The sequence below is a fragment of the Curtobacterium sp. 18060 genome (assembly GCF_902706105.1).
Classification (GTDB): Bacteria; Actinomycetota; Actinomycetes; order Actinomycetales; family Microbacteriaceae; genus Curtobacterium.
Map to the genome: position 1 here is coordinate 1 of NZ_CACSJV010000009.1, position 16443 is coordinate 16443.

General features: G+C 72.0%; 18 protein-coding genes. 7 read left to right on the top strand and 11 right to left on the bottom strand.

What is annotated here, in order from left to right:
* Nucleotides 1–1212, bottom strand: a 1212-nt coding sequence (locus GVL05_RS06715) for a Gfo/Idh/MocA family protein (protein ID WP_200849172.1), incomplete at its 3' end; no start/stop codon positions are given.
* Nucleotides 1213–1366: 154 nt separating this feature from the next.
* Nucleotides 1367–2155 carry a DeoR/GlpR family DNA-binding transcription regulator gene (locus tag GVL05_RS06720; protein WP_165901013.1) on the bottom strand — a complete coding sequence of 263 codons (789 nt, stop codon included), beginning with the start codon at nt 2153–2155 and terminating at the stop codon, nt 1367–1369.
* Nucleotides 2156–2287: 132 nt separating this feature from the next.
* Here GVL05_RS06720 and GVL05_RS06725 point away from each other — a divergent pair, with 132 nt between their 5' ends.
* The 5 genes from GVL05_RS06725 to GVL05_RS06745 are packed head-to-tail and all read left to right on the top strand — an operon-like array spanning nt 2288 to nt 6978.
* Nucleotides 2288–3166 carry an SIS domain-containing protein gene (locus GVL05_RS06725; protein ID WP_123293030.1) on the top strand — a complete coding sequence of 293 codons (879 nt, stop codon included), beginning with the start codon at nt 2288–2290 and terminating at the stop codon, nt 3164–3166.
* Nucleotides 3166–4071: an ROK family protein gene (locus tag GVL05_RS06730; protein WP_159572433.1), complete on the top strand. Its 906-nt coding sequence runs from the start codon at nt 3166–3168 to the stop codon at nt 4069–4071. The genes GVL05_RS06725 and GVL05_RS06730 overlap by 1 nt, the downstream gene beginning before the upstream one ends.
* Nucleotides 4068–5189, top strand: a complete 1122-nt coding sequence (gene nagA, locus GVL05_RS06735) for an N-acetylglucosamine-6-phosphate deacetylase (RefSeq protein WP_159572435.1) — start codon at nt 4068–4070, stop codon at nt 5187–5189. The genes GVL05_RS06730 and nagA overlap by 4 nt, the downstream gene beginning before the upstream one ends.
* Nucleotides 5186–6145 (top strand): 1-phosphofructokinase family hexose kinase, encoded by a 960-nt coding sequence (locus GVL05_RS06740; protein WP_131845885.1) that lies wholly within the window; start codon nt 5186–5188, stop codon nt 6143–6145. Before nagA ends, GVL05_RS06740 begins: the two co-directional genes overlap by 4 nt.
* The gene (locus tag GVL05_RS06745) at nt 6142–6978 is read left to right on the top strand and encodes a class II fructose-bisphosphate aldolase (RefSeq protein WP_123937035.1); all 837 of its coding nucleotides are present in this window, start codon (nt 6142–6144) and stop codon (nt 6976–6978) included. The genes GVL05_RS06740 and GVL05_RS06745 overlap by 4 nt, the downstream gene beginning before the upstream one ends.
* A gap of 28 nt (nt 6979–7006) precedes the next feature.
* On the opposite strand, the gene GVL05_RS06750 is transcribed toward GVL05_RS06745, so the two are convergent.
* From GVL05_RS06750 to GVL05_RS06760, 3 genes are all read right to left on the bottom strand, one after another.
* Nucleotides 7007–8428, bottom strand: coding sequence for an L-serine ammonia-lyase (locus GVL05_RS06750; protein ID WP_159572437.1), 1422 nt, complete (start codon nt 8426–8428; stop codon nt 7007–7009).
* 141 nt (nt 8429–8569) lie between these two features.
* The gene (locus GVL05_RS06755; RefSeq protein WP_111083567.1) at nt 8570–8764 is read right to left on the bottom strand and encodes a PspC domain-containing protein; all 195 of its coding nucleotides are present in this window, start codon (nt 8762–8764) and stop codon (nt 8570–8572) included.
* 100 nt (nt 8765–8864) lie between these two features.
* Entirely contained in the window at nt 8865–9803 is a 939-nt protein-coding gene (locus tag GVL05_RS06760) for an NADP-dependent oxidoreductase (protein ID WP_235035886.1), read from the bottom strand.
* 78 nt (nt 9804–9881) lie between these two features.
* Between GVL05_RS06760 and GVL05_RS06765 the strand changes: the two genes are divergently transcribed.
* Nucleotides 9882–10700 carry a shikimate 5-dehydrogenase gene (locus GVL05_RS06765; protein WP_159572439.1) on the top strand — a complete coding sequence of 273 codons (819 nt, stop codon included), beginning with the start codon at nt 9882–9884 and terminating at the stop codon, nt 10698–10700.
* 77 nt (nt 10701–10777) lie between these two features.
* On the opposite strand, the gene GVL05_RS06770 is transcribed toward GVL05_RS06765, so the two are convergent.
* Genes GVL05_RS06770 through GVL05_RS06780 form a run of 3 tightly spaced genes read right to left on the bottom strand, consistent with a single transcriptional unit; the run spans nt 10778 to nt 13380 of the window.
* Nucleotides 10778–11221 carry an SRPBCC family protein gene (locus GVL05_RS06770; protein WP_123293024.1) on the bottom strand — a complete coding sequence of 148 codons (444 nt, stop codon included), beginning with the start codon at nt 11219–11221 and terminating at the stop codon, nt 10778–10780.
* 5 nt (nt 11222–11226) lie between these two features.
* Complete coding sequence (locus GVL05_RS06775; protein WP_159572440.1) at nt 11227–12672, bottom strand: NAD(P)/FAD-dependent oxidoreductase; 1446 nt, start codon at nt 12670–12672, stop codon at nt 11227–11229.
* Nucleotides 12673–12711: 39 nt separating this feature from the next.
* Complete coding sequence (locus GVL05_RS06780) at nt 12712–13380, bottom strand: hypothetical protein (protein WP_111083572.1); 669 nt, start codon at nt 13378–13380, stop codon at nt 12712–12714.
* A gap of 102 nt (nt 13381–13482) precedes the next feature.
* Here GVL05_RS06780 and GVL05_RS06785 point away from each other — a divergent pair, with 102 nt between their 5' ends.
* Nucleotides 13483–13758 (top strand): hypothetical protein, encoded by a 276-nt coding sequence (locus tag GVL05_RS06785; protein ID WP_123339397.1) that lies wholly within the window; start codon nt 13483–13485, stop codon nt 13756–13758.
* A 38-nt stretch (nt 13759–13796) separates the two neighbouring features.
* Here the strand turns inward: GVL05_RS06785 and GVL05_RS06790 are convergent, their stop codons facing one another.
* From GVL05_RS06790 to GVL05_RS06800, 3 genes are read right to left on the bottom strand one after another with little or no spacing between them, the layout of a single operon-like run.
* Nucleotides 13797–14324, bottom strand: a complete 528-nt coding sequence (locus GVL05_RS06790; RefSeq protein ID WP_159572441.1) for a GNAT family N-acetyltransferase — start codon at nt 14322–14324, stop codon at nt 13797–13799.
* Between the two features lie 26 nt (nt 14325–14350).
* A complete protein-coding gene (locus GVL05_RS06795) occupies nt 14351–15628 on the bottom strand; it encodes an ABC transporter permease (protein WP_159572443.1) in 1278 nt (425 codons plus the stop codon).
* The gene (locus GVL05_RS06800; RefSeq protein ID WP_159572445.1) at nt 15625–16371 is read right to left on the bottom strand and encodes an ABC transporter ATP-binding protein; all 747 of its coding nucleotides are present in this window, start codon (nt 16369–16371) and stop codon (nt 15625–15627) included. Before GVL05_RS06800 ends, GVL05_RS06795 begins: the two co-directional genes overlap by 4 nt.
* Nucleotides 16372–16443 lie beyond the last annotated feature (72 nt).

Genomic DNA, 16443 nt, shown 5'->3' on the forward strand with positions numbered 1-16443 from the left:
GTGCGGAGCGGGTCGTGTGGAGGGAGTGGCGGGCCGGCTGAAGTGCGCGATCGTCTCGGCCGGCAGCGGCGGGACGTCGATGGGGACGGAACCGGTGCGCAGCGAACGGGTCGCCAGGGCACCGGCGGCGACCGCGGCGCGCGCCGCGATCGGGGACAGCTCCGTCGGTTCGCCGAGGGCGACGGACCGCAGGAACTCGGTCATGGTGATCAGGTCGGCATCGGCGTGACCGTCCTCGACGCCGTCGATCGGGTACTCGCGGTCCCCCGCGGTGTCCCAGCCACGACGGTGCGTCCAGACCTTCACGACGCCACCGCCGGTGTCGCCGATGTTCTCGAGGCGGCCCTCGGTGCCGATGACCGTGTAGTTCCGCCAGTAGTCCGGGGTGAAGTGGCACTGCTCGTAGCTGGCCTGCACGCCGTTGTCGAGCGTCATCATCACCATCGAGACGTCCTCGACGTCGACGACCGGGTTCAGCCCGGTCTGGGCGAGCGGCGGCCAGTTGTCGTGGGAGAACCAGTCCCCCATCAGCTCGCCGCTGCGGTCCCGTCGGTCGGTGACGTCGCCGTAGACCGACAGCGACCCCATGCCCACGACGCGGCTGGTGTCCCCGCCGCCGAGTGCGTGGATGACGTCCAGGTCGTGGCTGGCCTTCTGCAGGAGCAGGGAGTTGACGTTCGCGCGGTCGGCGTGCCAGTCCTTGAAGTAGTAGTCCCCGCCGTTGCCGACGAAGTGGCGGCACCAGACGGCCTTGACCTCGCCGATCTCGCCGCGGTCGACGATCTCGCGCATCAGGCGGACGACGGCCGCGTGGCGGAAGTTGTGGCCGACGTAGAGCGGGGTGCCCGTCGCGGCGGCGGTGTTGAGCACCGCGTCGGCATCCTCGACCGTGATGGCGAGGGGCTTCTCGAGGTAGACGGCGATGCCCGCGCGGAGCAGGTCGATCGCGATCTCGGCGTGCGTCCAGTCCGGCGTGGTCACGATCGCAGCGTCGACCTGGCCGGTGAGGTCCCGGTGGTGCTCGACCACCAGCGCATCGGGGTACTCGGCCCGCCCGCGCTCGCGGCCCGCTGCGGTGACGTCCGCCACGGCGACGACCTGCGCCCGCAGGGCCGGGTCCGCGGCGACCGCCTCGGCGACGTGCCGTGCGATGGCGGACCGCTGGCCCATCCCGATCACCGCGACGCGGAGGATCCCGTTGTCAACGCCCATGCTTATCTCGCTCCCTTGCGTGATTGTGACGCTCATGATGCCGAATCGATCATGAATGCACAATAGGCGCTCACGGATCGCTCATGGGTCCACGACGGGAGGGTTTTACACGATCGAAACGTCGCGCCCGGGATCCGGGCGCTCGTCCGTCGGCTCAGTCGGCGACGACGAGCTCCACGCCGGCGCTGGCGAGGTCGGCTGCGAAGGCCGGTGGGACGGGCTGGTCGGTGACCAGGACGTCGATGCGGTCCAACGGGCAGATCCTGGCGAACGTCGAACGCTCGATCTTGGTCGAGTCGGCGACCACGATGACCCGTCGGCCGACCGAGGCGAAGTGCCGGCTGACCTCGGCCTCGCCCTCGTGCATGGTCGTGGCGCCGTACTGCCCGGTGAGCCCGTCCACCCCGAGGACCACGAGGTCGAGCGCGAACTCGTCGAGGGTGTCGCGGACGAGCGGGCCGACGAGCTCGTACGACTGCCGCCGCGCCACCCCGCCCGTCACCACGATCTTGACGTTGGCGCGGACGGACAGCTCGTACCCGACGTTGAGCGCGTTCGTCACGATGGTGATCCCGAACTCGCCGTCGGCGCGGATGAACCGCTCGCTCTTGCCGAGTTCTCGCGCGACCTCGGTCGTGGTGGTCCCGCCGTTCAGCCCGACGGTCTCGCCCGGCTGCACCAGTCGCGCGGCGGCACGGGCGATGGCGGTCTTCGCCTCGGCCTGGCGCGCGATCTTGTACTGCAGGGGCAGTTCGTAGCCGGCCCCGAGCGCCGCTGCTCCGCCGTGCGTGCGCGTGACGAGCCGCTGGTCGGCGAGCGTCGTGAGGTCGCGTCGGGCCGTGGCGGCCGAGATCCCCAGCAGCTCGCCGATCTCGGCGATCGACACGTTGCCGCGTTCGCTCACCAGTTCGAGCAGGGCGTTCAGCCGCTGTTGGGGGGTCATGACGGCCATCCTACGGTGCCATCGCGACTGCTCGGTGATCGGAATTGACGCTTTTGTCTTCCATCGCGCACGATCGCTCGCTACGCTTCCTGATCATCGATCACCCGGATCGAACCGGACCGGAAGGCTCCCATGACCGACACCTTCGTGAGCGCCGAACTGGCCTCCCAGCCGGAGACCTGGCGCGCCGCCGCAGCACTCCTGCCGACCTTCTCGGACGCGCTCCCCCAGCCCGGTGAACGCGTCGCCGTGATCGGCTGCGGCACGAGCTGGTTCATCGCGATGAGCTACGCCGTCGCCCGTGAGCAGGCAGGCCTCGGGGTCACCGACGCCTTCGCCGGCTCCGAGTACCCCGCATCGCGCGAGTACGACCGTGTGCTCACCATCAGCCGCTCGGGCACCACGACCGAGATCGTCGACCTGCTGCAGGCCCTGCCGTCGCAGCGCACCGTCCTGATCACGGCCGTCGCGGACAGTCCCGCCGCGGCCGTCGCCGACGACGTGGTCGCACTGCCCTTCGCCGACGAGCGCTCCGTCGTGCAGACGCGGTTCGCCACCACGGCGCTCGCCCTGCTGCGCGCGTCGATCGGCGACGACGTCGAGGCCCTCGCCGCCCAGGCCGAGATCGCGCTGACCCTGCCGATCGACGACCTGCTCGACGCCGAGCAGGTCTCCTTCGTGGGCCGCGGTGCCGCCGTCGGCCTGACGTTCGAGGCCGCACTCAAGACGCGGGAGGCCGCGCAGTTCTGGGCCGAGTCCTACCCGGCGATGGACTACCGGCACGGGCCGATCGCCATCGCGCAGCCCGGCCGGCTCGTCTGGTCGCTCGGTGCCGCACCGCAGGGGCTGGCCGACGAGGTCGCCGCCACCGGTGCGCGCTTCGTGCAGCACGACCTCGACCCGATCGCCGGCCTCGTCGTCGTGCACCGGTTCGCCGTCGCCCTGGCCGAGGGTCGTGGGCTGGACCCGGACAACCCCCGCTCGCTGACGCGGTCGGTCATCCTCACCTGATGGCGGGCGCAGGCACGGTGCTCGGGGTCGACGTCGGCGGCACGGGCACCAAGGCCCGGCTGACCGACGCCGACGGACTCGTCCTGGACGAGACCCGGGTCCCGACGCCGCGCGACGATCCGTGGGGGCTCCGACTGGCGGTGGCCGTCGCCGACCTGGCAGTGCGGGCACTTGACCACGGTCGGCTCGACGCCGTCGGGCTCGTCACCCCGGGTGTCGTCGACGAAGCCCTCGGCACCGTCGTCCTCGCGGTGAACCTCGGCTGGCGGGACGTGCCGGTCCGCGACCTCGTGCGGGCCGAGCTCGTCCGACGCGGTGTCGACGTCCCGATCGCCTTCGGCCACGACGTCCGTGCCGGCGCCCTCGCCGAGACCCACACCGGTGACCCGGCGCTGTCCCGCGGATCGGTCGCGTTCGTACCCGTCGGCACCGGCCTGGCCAGCGCGCTGGTCGTCGACGGCCAGGTCGTGTCCGGGGGCGGATGGGCGGGGGAGATCGGCCAGGTGCTGATCCCGTCCGGACCGCACGCTGGGCGCCGGGTCGAGGAGATCGCATCGGCCGGGGGAGTCGCACGCCGCTCCGGGTCGGCATCGGCGCACGCAGCCATGCTCCGGGTGCGCGACGGCGACCCCGTGGCGACCGCCGTCTGGGACGACTGCGTCGCCGTGCTCGCGGACGCCCTCGCCTGGACGACCGCGGTCGCCGGCTGCCACACCGTCATCGTCGGCGGGGGACTCGCCGAGTCCGGCCCGCTGCTGTTCGGGCCGCTCCGCACGGCGGTGGCCGAGCGGCTCGTCGGGGTCCGCGCCCCGGAGATCCTGCCGGCCGCCCACGGCGACGCCGCCGGAGCCATCGGCGCAGGTCTGCTCGCACGGCGGCTGCTCGAGAGCGGGGTGCTGCTGTGACCACGCTCGTCCGCGCGCCACGCATCGTGACCGCCGCCCACGACCTGCACGACGGGTGGCTCGTCCTCGGCGACGACGCCACCGTGCTCGCGGTCGGTGCCGGCACACCGCCGCGCGCGGACTCCGCGGTCACCGTCGAGGGCACCGTCGTGCCGGGCTTCGTCGACCTGCACGCCCACGGCGCACTCGGCCACGACTTCGCGACGTGTTCCGCAGCGGACGCCCGAGCGGCGGCCGCGCACCACCGGTCACGGGGGACCACGACCCTCGTCGCCTCGATCGCGACCGGGCGTCCCGACGACACCGTCGCAGCCCTCGCGCGCCTGCGACCGCTCACCTCGGACGGCACGCTGGCGGGCCTGCACCTCGAAGGGCCGTGGTTGTCCCCGGCCCGCCGCGGAGCCCACCGGGTGGACCTGCTCCACGCGCCGGACCCGCTCGAGGTCGACGCGTACCTGGCGGCCGCCGACGGCGCGCTGCGGGTCGTGACACTCGCCCCCGAGCTCCCCGGCGCCCTCGACACCGTGGCGCGGTTCGTCGCCGCCGGGGTCGTCGTGGCGATCGGGCACACCGACGCCACCGCCGAGCAGACCCGCCGCGCGATCGACGCCGGTGCCACGCTCGTCACGCACCTGTTCAACGGCATGCCACCGCTGCACCACCGCACGCCGGGGCCGGTCGGGGTCGCCCTGACCGACGACCGCGTCCTGCTCGAGTGCATCGTCGACGGACACCACCTCGACCCGACCACGATCGGGCTCGTCCAGCGGAGTGCACCGGGCCGCCTGGTGCTCGTGTCCGATGCGATGTCGGCGACGGGCTGCCCCGACGGCGACCACACCATCGCCGGGTCCGCGGTCTCGGTCCGCGGCGGTGTCGCGATGCTCGCCGACGGGTCGTCGTTGGCGGGCAGCACGATCACCGTCGCCGACGCGGTCCGTGGGCTGCTGACGAGCGGGGTCGCGGTGCCCGAGGTCGTCGCCGCCTCTGCCACACGTGCGGCTCGGCTGCTCGGTCGGCCGGCGCCGCTCACGGTCGGCGCACCCGCCGATCTCCTCGTGCTCGACCCCGACACCGGTGCGGTGCGGAACCCCCTGCGGACGGCGGTGGTCTCGTGATCGTCGTCGTCACCCCGAACCCGGCCGTCGACGTCACGTACCGGGTCGCCGAACAGCGCATCGGCGAGACCCAGCGGGTCCTCGACGTCGCACGGCACCCGGGTGGCAAGGGCCTGAACGTCGGTCGGGTCCTGGCGGCGACGGGTGTCGCGACGCACGCCGTCCTGCCCCTCGGGGAGACGCCCGGCCGCTGGGTGTCGGACGCGCTCGACGACCTCGGCCTCGGCCACACCGACGTCGTGGTGTCCGGCACGACCCGCACGACCGTCACCGTGGTCGACGACGTCGCCCACCCGACGATGTTCGGTGAGCCCGGCCCGGTGCTCACCGGCACCGAGTGGGACGCCGTCGCCGCAGCGGTCGACGGACTGCTCGGCCGCGCCGACGCCACCGGCCTCGTGGTGTCCGGTTCGCTGCCCGGCGGTGCCGCACCCGACGTCGTCGCGCGCTGGGTCGCCACGGCCCACGAGCACGGCGTCCTGAGCGTCGTGGACTGCTCCGGTGCCGCACTGCTGGCGGCGGCGAGCGCCGGTGCCATCGTCTGCAAGCCCAACCGCGAAGAGCTGCTCGAGGCCACGGGCGCCGCGGACGAACGCACCGCCGCCCTCCGGCTGCTGGAACGCGGTGCGGGCGTCGTCGTGGTCTCCCGCGGTGCGCACGGCATCGCCGCCCACACCACGGACCACGTGCTCGAGGTCCCAGCGGTGCCCGGCGTCTCGGGCAACCCGACCGGGGCGGGCGACGCAGCGACCGCCGGTCTGGTCGGTGCCCTGGTCCGCTCGGGTCACCAGCAGGGCACCGGTGCCCCGTTCACCGACGACACCCTGCTCCGAGCGCTCCGGTCCGCCGCCGCCCACGGCGCCGCCGCCGTCCTGCGCCCGGTGGCCGGCGAGGTCGACCCCGCCGACGTCCACCGCTTCCTGACCCACCCCGACCGAACGAGGACCCCAGCATGATCACCGACCTCGCCCTGACGGGCCTGCTCGACACCGCCCGCACGGCACACCGCGGCGTGGGCGCGTTCAACGTCGTGCTGCTCGAGCACGCCGAGGCCATCGTCACCGGGGCCGAGCGGGCCGGACTGCCCGTCATCCTGCAGATCAGCGAGAACTGCGTCCGGTACCACGGCGGTCTCGCACCGATCACGACCGCGACCCAGGCGATCGCCCGGGCCGCCGACGTCGACGTCCTGGTCCACCTCGACCACATCGAGGACCCGGACCTCGTCGCCGCCGGCATCGACCTGGGCGTCGACTCCGTCATGTACGACGGCTCGCACCTGGACTTCGCGGCGAACGTCGCCGCCACCCTTGACCTCGCGGTCCGGTGTCACGCCGCCGGCGTCGCCATCGAGGCCGAGCTCGGCGAGGTGGGCGGCAAGGACGGCGTGCACGCTCCGGGTGTCCGCACCGACCCCACCGATGCCGCCGCGTTCGTGGCCGACACCGGGGTGGACGCCCTGGCCGTCGCCGTCGGGACCTCGCACGCGATGCAGACCCGCGAAGCCTCGGTCGACCGCGACCTGGTGGAACGTCTGCGGTCCGCGGTGCCGGTCCCGCTGGTCCTGCACGGTTCGTCGGGGCTGTCCGACGACGAGCTGCGCGGCGCGGTGCAGGCCGGCATGACGAAGATCAACATCTCGACGCACCTGAACGGCCTGTTCACGCGTGCCCTGCGCACCGTGCTCGACGAGCGGCCCGACCTGGTCGACCCCCGGAAGTACGTGTCGGCCGGGCGCGAAGCGATCTCCACCGAGACCGCCCGGCTGCTGACGCTCCTGCACGGCTGAGCGGTCGCCGCCCGGGCAACCGCAGTGCTCAGCAGAGCGGGACGTTCACCGCGAGCCCGCCCATCGCGGTCTCCTTGTACTTCGTCGACATGTCCGCCCCGGTCTGCCGCATCGTCTCGACGACCTGGTCGAGCGACACGTGGTGCACGCCGTCGCCACGCAGGGCCATCCGTGCGGCGTTGATCGCCTTGTTCGCCGCGATCGCGTTCCGCTCGATGCACGGGATCTGCACCAGGCCACCGATCGGGTCGCAGGTGAGCCCGAGGTTGTGCTCCATCGCGATCTCCGCGGCGTTCTCGACCTGTTCCGGGGTGCCCCCGAGGACCTCGGCGAGTCCAGCGGCCGCCATCGACGCGGCCGAGCCGACCTCGCCCTGGCACCCGACCTCGGCACCGGAGATCGATGCGCGCTCCTTGTAGATCGACCCGACGGCGCCTGCTGTGAGCAGGAACCGCACGACGGCGTCGTCGCGGTCGGCAGCGGTGATCGCGGGGACGTAGGTGAGCGCGTAGTACAGCACCGCGGGGATGATGCCGGCGGCGCCGTTGGTGGGTGCGGTGACGACCCGGCCGCCGGTGGCGTTCTCCTCGTTCACCGCCATGGCGACGAGGTTCACCCACTCCATGGCGAACAGCGGGTCGTGGTCGGGGTCCTCGCGGGTGAGCTGCTCGTGCCACGTGGCTGCACGACGCCGGACGTCGAGCCCGCCGGGCAGGCATCCGTCACGGCGGACGGAGCGGTCGACGCACGAGTCCATGACGGCATGGATGTCGAGCAGCCCGGAGCGGACGTCGGCGTCGGTCCGGGTGACCGACTCGTTGGCGAGCGCCACTCCGCTGATCGGCAGACCGGAGGCAGCGCAGGCGGCCAGCAGCTCGGCGCCGCTCGAGAACGGGTACGGCACGCGGTCGTCGACCGGGATCGCCGCCCCCGCGACCACGGCACCGTCGTCCACGGCACCGCCGTCCTCGCCGTCGCCGTCGCCGTCGCCGTCGCCGTCGCGAGCGATGAAGCCGCCGCCGATCGAGTAGTACGTCTCGTCGGCCAGGTCGGCACCGGCTCCGTCACGGGCTCGCAGCCGCATGGCGTTCGGGTGCCGGGGCAGCATGGTCAGGGGGTGCAGCACGATGTCGGCGAGCCGGAACGGCACGGTCGCCCCACCGTCGAGCCGGAGCAGGCCGTCGCGTTCGAGGGTGTCGAGCGCCGCGGACATCGCGTCCGGGTCGACGGTCTCGGGGTGGGACCCCATCAGGCCGGCGACCACGGCGCCGAGGGTGCCGTGGCCCTGTCCCGTCGACGCCAGTGAGCCGTACAGGTCGACGGCGACGGAGGCGACGGGCAGCCCGGCGACCAGGGACGCGAACTCGGCGCCGGCCCGCATCGGCCCGACGGTGTGCGAGCTCGAGGGACCGACACCCACGCTGAACAGATCGAAGACGGAGACCGGCACGCCGCCACACTAACCCGTCCGGACGGACCGGGCTCAGCTGGCCGTGCCGAGTCTCGGGCTGAGCGACAGATCACGGACTCACGAGCGCGAGAACTGTCGCTCACCGCGAGACTCGGCCCCCGGGCACGGACGGACCGGGGATCAGCGGCGGGTGTTGCCCTCGGCCGGCACCACGAACCAGAGGACGACGTAGGCGATCCACAGCGGCCCGGGGAACAGGCTCAGGATCACCCAGCCGATGCGGACGAGGGTGCGGGACAGGCCGAAGCGATCGGCGAGGCCGGCGCAGACACCGGCGAGGATGCGGCCGTTGCGGGGACGGGAGAGTGTGCTCATGGGGTCGACGCTACGCACCGGCGACGAGCAAGGGCATCCGGGCAGTACCCCGGAGAACGGTGGGGACAACCCCCGAACGACCCCGAAGGCCCGACACCCGTCAGGGGATCAGCACGATCTTCCCGCGGGTGTGCCGCTGCTCCAGCTGCTCGTAGGCGTCCTGCACCCGGTCGAGCGGGAAGGTCGCCGCGATCGGCACCTCGACCTCGCCGTTCGCCACCTGCATCGCGAGGGCGCCGAGGATCTCCGGGTCGGCGGTGTCCGCACTGCCGGAGGCCTTCGCACCGACCTCGGCGGCAGCCTCGAACGCGATGATCGTCTCGATGCGGTCGACCGGCACGCCCAGGGCGATCCCCAGGTGCACGTACTCAGGACCGTACGTGTCGATGACGGCGTCGATGCCGTTGGTGGCGAGCTCGGTGATGCGCTCCTGCAGGCCCTCGCCGTACGCGACGGGCCGTGCACGCTTCGACCGGAGCCACTCGTGGTTCGCCTCGGACGCGATCGCGATCACGTCGATGCCCTCGTTCGTCAGCAGCTGCGTGACGAACCCGCCGACACCACCGGCGGCACCGGACACGACGACGGTCTCGCCGGGTCGGGGGTCGACGGCACGGACGGCTGCGGCAGCGGTCGTGGCGACGATGTCGAGCCCGCCAGCGACGGTCCAGTCGAGCAGCCGGGGCTTCTGCACGACCTGTTCGGCCGGCACCGAGACGTACTCGGCCTGGCTCGCGCGGTCCCACGACCACCCGAGGACCTCTTCGCCCTCGTCGACGCCGTCGACGCCCTCGCCGACGGCCACGACGATGCCGGCGAAGTCGGTGCCCTGACCGGACGGCAGCGCGTCGGAGGACCCGCCGTCGAGCAGCCCCTGGCGGATCGCCGACTCGCCCGGGTTGATGCCGGCGGCGCGGACGCGCACGAGCACCCGACCGGCAGTGGCCTCGGGGACGGGGACCTCGGCGACGTGCAGCACGGAGCGGTCACCCCACTCGTCGAAGCGGACGGCGCGCATGGTCTCCGGGATCTCAGTCATCGCGTCCGACGGTACCCCGAGCACGACGAACGGTCCGCGTGGACCGCTCCATCGGCACGACGGTGGGAGACTGGCCCCATGCCCATCCTCAACAAGGACATGCAGGTCTGCATGTCGCTCGCGGCCCGGCCGAGCAACATCGGCACCCGGTTCCACAACTTCCTGTACGACGAACTCGGGCTCAACTTCCTGTACAAGGCGTTCACCACGACCGACCTGCCCGGCGCCGTGGCCGGCATCCGCGCCCTCGGCATCCGCGGCTGCTCGGTGTCGATGCCCTTCAAGGAGGCGATCATCCCGCTCGTCGACCACGTCGAGGAGTCCGCCGCCGCCATCCAGTCGGTGAACACGGTCGTGAACGACGACGGCGTGCTCACCGCGTCGAACACCGACTACGAGGCGATCGCCGCGCTGCTCGGGTCGCACGACGTCGACACCGCGTCCCGAGTGCTGCTCCGCGGCTCCGGCGGCATGGCGAAGGCCGTGACCGCGGCGTTCCGCGGCGCCGGCTTCGACCGCCTGACGGTCGTCGCCCGCAACGAGCAGACCGGTACGGCGCTCGCGTCGCAGTACGGCTACGAGTGGGTCGCCGAGGAGCGCGAGGCGGGGGAGTCCGACCTGGTGGTCAACGTCACGCCGCTCGGCATGCGAGGCGACCAGCAGGACGCGCTCGCCTTCGCACAGGACCGGATCGAGGCGGCCCACACGGTCTTCGACGTGGTCGCGTTCCCGTCGGAGACCCCGCTGGTCCGTGCGGGTCGGGATGCCGGCAAGCACGTCATCACCGGCGCCGAGGTCATCGCGCTGCAGGCGGCGCGCCAGTTCGAGCGGTACACGGGTGTCGCCCTGACGGACGACCAGGTGGCGCGCGCCAGCGAGTTCTCGCGCGCCGAGTAGTCGACGCGCCCACAGGGCGGACGGGAGGCACGGGGCCAGCTGGCACCGCGCCTCCCGTCCGCCTTTGTGGGAACGTCTCAGGCGTTCGTCGCGCGTCCGACGGCCACCCACCCGAGGCGGCGCAGCGTCTCGTGGTTCCGGACCCAGATGAGCGGCTGCATGAGGAAGTCGGGGACCCAGGCGCCCGGACCGGCGACGGCGTTCTCGACGATCGTCACCTTGCAGCCCTTGCGGTGCGGCTCCACGGTCAGCTCCACGCGGGCCTCGCCGATCGGCCACCCCTTCGGCTGGATCACCATGCGGTGCGGAGGATCCCACACCAACGAGGTCGTGACGTCGTCGATGACGAGCGGCCAGGCACCGAAGGAGTGGTGCAGGTGCGTGCCGACCTGCGGCCAACCGGCCTCCTGCTTCCGCATGCGCGAGGCGCCGACCACCCAGGTCGTGTAGAGCCAGCCGTCGCCGAGCACGTCGAAGACGTCCTCGGGAGCGCAGTGGAGGATGCGGACGTTCTTCGCCATGGTGATCAGCCTTCCGGGGTGAGGTCGACGTCGTCGGGCAGCCCGAAGGTGTGCCGGAGCGCGCTCTTCGCGGCACGCCAACCGGCCATGCCGTGCACGCCGGGGCCGGGCGCGGACGACTCGGAGCACAGGTACATGCCGCCGCCCATCCGCCACGGGTCGCTGGACAGCACCGGGCGCTTCACGAGCTGCCAGAAGCTCGCGGCACCGGCGGCGATGTCGCCGCCGACGTAGTTCGGGTTGTGGTCCGACATGTGCGCGGCCGTCCGGCTCGACGTGTGCAGGATCGTGTCGCGGAACCCCGGTGCGAACCGTTCGACCTGGCGCGTGATCGCCTCGGTCTGGTCGACGTCGGACCCCGCCGGCACGTGCGCGTAGGCCCAGAAGACGTGCTTGCCCTTCGGCGCCCGGGTCGGGTCGACGACGGTCGGCTCGGAACCGAGCACGTACGGCCGTTCGGCGTGCTGGCCGTGCGCGACCGAGCCCTCCGCCGCCGCGATCTCGGCTCGTGTCCCGCCGATGTGCACCGTGCCGGCCCGGCGCAGCGCCTCGTTCGTCCACGGCACCGGATCGGACAGCGCGAAGTCGACCTTCGCGGCCGCGTTGCCGAACCGGAACCGGCGGAGCGCACCGCGCTTCGGCGTGGGGATCTGCGAGCCGGCGATCCGCAGCATGCCGGGGACACTCGTGTCGAAGAGCACCGTCTTCGCCGGGGTGAGGTCACCGAGCGACCGGACCTCGTGCCCGGTGACGATCCGTCCGCCGTGCGCGACGAGGTCGTCGGCGAGCGCGTCGACGATCGCCTGGCTGCCGCCGATCGGCACGGGCCAGCCGCGCGCGTGCGCGTAGGCGCCGAGCGACAGCGCCGCGGCGGCCGTCGACAGCGAGGGCATGTGCTGGATGGAGTGCGCGGCGACGCCGGACACCATCGCCGGGGCGGCGTCCTGCCGGAAGCGGGCGTTCCAGGCGCTGCTGCCCTGCTCGAGTGCGCGCAGGCCGAACCGCAGCACCGTGAGCGGGTGCCGCGGCACGTGCAGGAGGGCGTCGGTGGCGAAGTCGGCGACCTGGTCGGCAGCGCGGGCGAGCGGGCCCATCAGGTTCCGGAAGGCCGGGCCGTCCACACCGAGCTCGGCGGCCGTCCGCTCGAGGTCCTGGTACGCGATGCCCGCGCGACCCCCGTCGAGCGGGTGCCCGTACTGCACCTCGGGCAGACGGAGCTCGATGCGCTCCTCCATCCGGAACAGCCGGAAGAACTCGGACTGCAGGGCCATCGGGTGCACGGCCGAGCAGACGTCGTGCAGGAACCCCGGCAGGGTGAGCTCGGCTGTGCGGGCACCACCGCCGATCGTGTCGTTCCGTTCGACCACCTCGACGGACAGGCCCGCACGGGCGAGCGTCACCGCCGCCGCGAGTCCGTTCGGTCCGGCCCCGACGACCACCGCATCAACCATGGTCCGAGCCTAGGGACTCGTGTCTGCGCGTGGTCCCGGTCAGGGGCGTGCGACGTCGGGGTCTGCCGGGTCGGAGCCGTCCTCGTCGCCGTCGGCGTCGTCGGGTTCGTCGGCGTCGACCGGGGTCGAGCCCACGGGGTGCTCGGCCAGCAACGTCGCGAAGTCCTCGTCGAGCATCTGCTGCAGACGGTCGTCGCGCCCGATCTCGTAGTCGTCGGCCGGACGCTGGGCCCAGCCGAGGCGCCCGACCACCGTGGTGCCGATGTCGTCCCAGGCTCGGGCGCGGGCAGCGAGCACGATGCCGTCGACGAAGTGCTGGTCGTCGCGGCGCTTGTCGAGCATCGTCGCGAGTTGCTCGTACGTCGCCTCGCGCGTGCGCAGCTTGAGGTCGTCACCCCGGCGGTAGTCGTGCTGGTGCCGTGAACGGCCCTTCGACTTGCTCGACGTCGACCGGATCTCCCGCATGCGCGCGGCGTCGCCCCGCTGCTCCTCGGCCATGCGGTGGAGCTCCTCGCGCGCGGCCTCGGCGATCAGTGCGTGGTCGAAGTACCCCTGGTCGCGCAGCGCGTTGGTGATGATCCGGTTGCCGACCGCGATCGTGACCGCGGCCTTCGCGATGAGGAACCCCTCGTCGACGGCCCGCTTCAGTTCGACCTGGCTGATGGGTCGATCGCGCACGTCGTGGTTGCGTCGTCCGAACAAGGCCATGCTCCGACGATACCGGCGTCCGGTGACCATCCGTCGGCAGGTGGACCCGGATCACGCCCTGGAGGGACGACACGCCACGAGTGGTTCCGTAGCGTCGGGTGCATGGTCACGTACACGGAGTCCCCCCGCACCGGTCTCGGCACCGCGAGCCTCGTCCTCGGGATCTGCTCGCTGCTCGCCGGTTGGACGTTCGTCGCGCCGATAGTCGGGCTGTGCCTGGGCGTCGCGTCGCGCAGCCGGGAACCGCTCGCCCGTGGTCGCGCGGGCTGGGGGATCTTCCTGAACCTCATCGCGCTCGCCGTCTGGATCCTGCTGCTCGTACTGGCGGTCGTCGGCGGTGTGTTCGCGGTCTGGCAGGGCGCGACGCAGGGCTCCTGATGCACGCGCATGCGTACGGGGGCGGCGGGGAGTCTCGCCTAGAGCAGCAGGCCGTAGACGGCGACGTCGGCGCGGACGGGCCCGAGCGGCAGCGCGCCCCGCAGAGTGCCCTCGAGGGCGAACCCGAGCCGTTCGGCGAGCGCGCGGCTGCGGACGTTGTCGACGCCGGTCCGGATCTCGAGACGCGCGGTGCCGCGTGCCCGCGCGACCTCGACCAGGACCCCGGCGGCCCGCCCCGCGACACCGCGGCCCTCGTGTCCGGCGTCCACCCAGTAGCCGAGTGACGCCTGGCCCAGGTACGGGTCGAAGGTCAGCGACGCCACGCCGACGATGCGGTCGTCGGCGCGGATGACGCAGGGGAGCGCGCGGTCCATCGCGAACTGGCCGAGCAGCCGTTCGGTGTGCAGTCCGATGGTCTCGCGGTCCTGCGGATCCCACGCCCAGGGTTCGGCCGCCCGGAGCCGGTCGAGGTTCGCGCGCACGAGTGCCAGCACCGGGTCGACCGTCGTCAGGTCGCGCAGCGTCAGCGTGTACCCGTCGCCGAGGTCCCGCCCGAATGCCGCCACCCGTCAGAGACTATGCACGCCGGGCGCTACTCGTACCGGAGCGCCTCGATCGGGTTCTGCCGTGCGGCGCGGCGCGCGGGGAGGGTGCCGGCGAGGAACGCGATGAACATCACGACGAGGATGATCGTCGCCACCGAACTCGGCGCGAACTGCATGATCTGCAGGCCCGGCAGGTCCTTGAGCAGCGTGCCCGCGAGCACGTTCGAGATGCCCGTCCCGAGCAGGATCGCGACACCGGCTCCGATCGCGCTGCCGAGGAACCCGATGAAGACCGCCTCGAGCGAGAACAGCGTGTAGACCTTGCCGCCGCCCATGCCCATCGCCTTCATCAGGCCGATCTCGCGGGTGCGTTCCTGCACGCTCATCAGCAGCGTGTTGATGATGCCGAAGCCCGCTGCCACCAGGGCGATGACGGCGAAGGCGTTCAGGACCCCGACGATGCCGCTGATGACGGTCTGGAACTGGCCGAGCTGGTCCTGGATGGTCTGCCCGAGGAACCCGTCGTCCGACAGCGCCTTCTTGACCGTGGTCGCGGAGGCCCCGGAGTCGAGCGTCGCGGTGGCGCTGGCGTACGAGGTCGCGATCGAGTCCGGCTTGCCGATCTCCTGTGCGGCCTGCATCGCGTCGGTGAGCGCGGCGTTCGCCCCGGCACCGCCGCCGAACAGCGACTCGTTCTGCACACCGACCACCGTCGCGGTGAGGGTGTGCTCCTTGCCCTGGTAGTCGTCCACCGCGAAGGTGAGCTCCTTGCCGACGGCGGCCTTCGCGCTGCCGAGTCCGAGGTTCTCCAGGTAGTTCGTCGGCAGGATCACCTGGTTCGCGTCGGTGTCGTCGTCGAGCTGCTTCCCGCTCGCCAGGTCGGCGTCGAGCTCCCCCGCGTTGGCGGTCAGGGAGACGACGTACTTGCCGTCGTCGCCGTGCTCGGCGTACTTCGGCGCCAGGGCGACCGCTGGACGGATGCTCTTGATGCCGTCGATCGCGCGGATGTCGTCGACGTCGGACTGCGACAGGTACGAGAACGACGCCGGACCGCGGTCGACGCTCTGGCCGGACTCGTCGGGGTCGTACTCCGCCGGCCCGCTGTCGGTCGACGTGGTGTCGACGGCCTTCGTGATGGTCAGGGAACCGGTGTCGCCGATCGACGAGACCTGGGTGTCGATGTAGTTGCTGACACCCGTACCGATCGCCGAGGTCAGCGTGATCGTGAAGGCGCCGATGAAGATCGCGATGACGGTCAGGGTCGTGCGCAGCTTCGACCGGAAGGTGTTCGAGACCGCGGTGCGGAGCAGGTCGAGGAAGTTCACGCGGAGTGCCTTCCGTGCGTGGCCTGCTGGTCGATGGCGGCACCGGCGGTGGGTGTGCCGTCCGATCCACCGACGATGAGTCCGTCGCGGACGTTGACGCTGCGGTCGCAGCGGGCGGCGAGTTCTTCGTCGTGGGTGACCACGACGAGCGTGATCCCGCGTTCGCGCTGCAGGCCGAAGAGCATGTCCTCGACCACCTGCCCGGTGTTCGTGTCGAGGTTGCCGGTCGGCTCGTCGGCGAAGATGACACTCGGCTCACCGACCAGCGCGCGTGCGATGACCACGCGCTGCTTCTGCCCGCCGGACAGGTCGTTGGCGTCGTTCTTCGCCTTGTCGGCCAGGCCGAGGGAGTCGAGCGCCGCCATGCCGCGGCACTTCCGCTCGGCCCCGGAGACGCCCGCGATCTTGAGCGGCAGCACGACGTTGTCGAGGACCGAGGTCTTGGGGGTCAGGAAGAACTGCTGGAACACGAACCCGAAGGTGCTGTTGCGCGTGCGGTTCACCTGTCGGGCTCCGAGCGTCGCCGCATCGGTCCCGTCGAGCAGGACCTGCCCGGTCGACGGCTTGTCGAGCAGTGCGAGCAGGTGCATGAGCGTCGACTTGCCCGATCCGGACTTGCCGACGATCGCCAGGCTCTCGCCCTGGTGCACCTGGAGTGACACCCCCTTGAGCGCGTCGAACCGCGTCGGGCCTCGGCCGTAGGTCCTGGCGAGGTCACGGGCCTCGAGCACGGGAGTGGTCATGGCCCCACCGTAGTGTCCACTGCACGACTGCAAGTTTGCGTTTGCTGTAGATCATGTGACGTTCCGGTTACA

Bases quoted from the DNA above. Each gene is read 5' to 3' on its own strand.
- GVL05_RS06785 (WP_123339397.1), top strand. From the start codon at position 13,483: ATGGTCACGTACACGGAGTCCCCCCGCACCGGTCTCGGCACCGCGAGC.
- GVL05_RS06760 (WP_235035886.1), bottom strand. From the start codon at position 9,803: ATGACTGAGATCCCGGAGACCATGCGCGCCGTCCGCTTCGACGAGTGG.
- GVL05_RS06780 (WP_111083572.1), bottom strand. From the start codon at position 13,380: ATGGCCTTGTTCGGACGACGCAACCACGACGTGCGCGATCGACCCATC.
- GVL05_RS06770 (WP_123293024.1), bottom strand. From the start codon at position 11,221: ATGGCGAAGAACGTCCGCATCCTCCACTGCGCTCCCGAGGACGTCTTC.
- GVL05_RS06765 (WP_159572439.1), top strand. From the start codon at position 9,882: ATGCCCATCCTCAACAAGGACATGCAGGTCTGCATGTCGCTCGCGGCC.
- GVL05_RS06755 (WP_111083567.1), bottom strand. From the start codon at position 8,764: ATGAGCACACTCTCCCGTCCCCGCAACGGCCGCATCCTCGCCGGTGTC.
- GVL05_RS06800 (WP_159572445.1), bottom strand. From the start codon at position 16,371: ATGACCACTCCCGTGCTCGAGGCCCGTGACCTCGCCAGGACCTACGGC.
- GVL05_RS06775 (WP_159572440.1), bottom strand. From the start codon at position 12,672: ATGGTTGATGCGGTGGTCGTCGGGGCCGGACCGAACGGACTCGCGGCG.
- GVL05_RS06745 (WP_123937035.1), top strand. From the start codon at position 6,142: ATGATCACCGACCTCGCCCTGACGGGCCTGCTCGACACCGCCCGCACG.
- GVL05_RS06720 (WP_165901013.1), bottom strand. From the start codon at position 2,155: ATGACCCCCCAACAGCGGCTGAACGCCCTGCTCGAACTGGTGAGCGAA.
- GVL05_RS06725 (WP_123293030.1), top strand. From the start codon at position 2,288: ATGACCGACACCTTCGTGAGCGCCGAACTGGCCTCCCAGCCGGAGACC.
- GVL05_RS06730 (WP_159572433.1), top strand. From the start codon at position 3,166: ATGGCGGGCGCAGGCACGGTGCTCGGGGTCGACGTCGGCGGCACGGGC.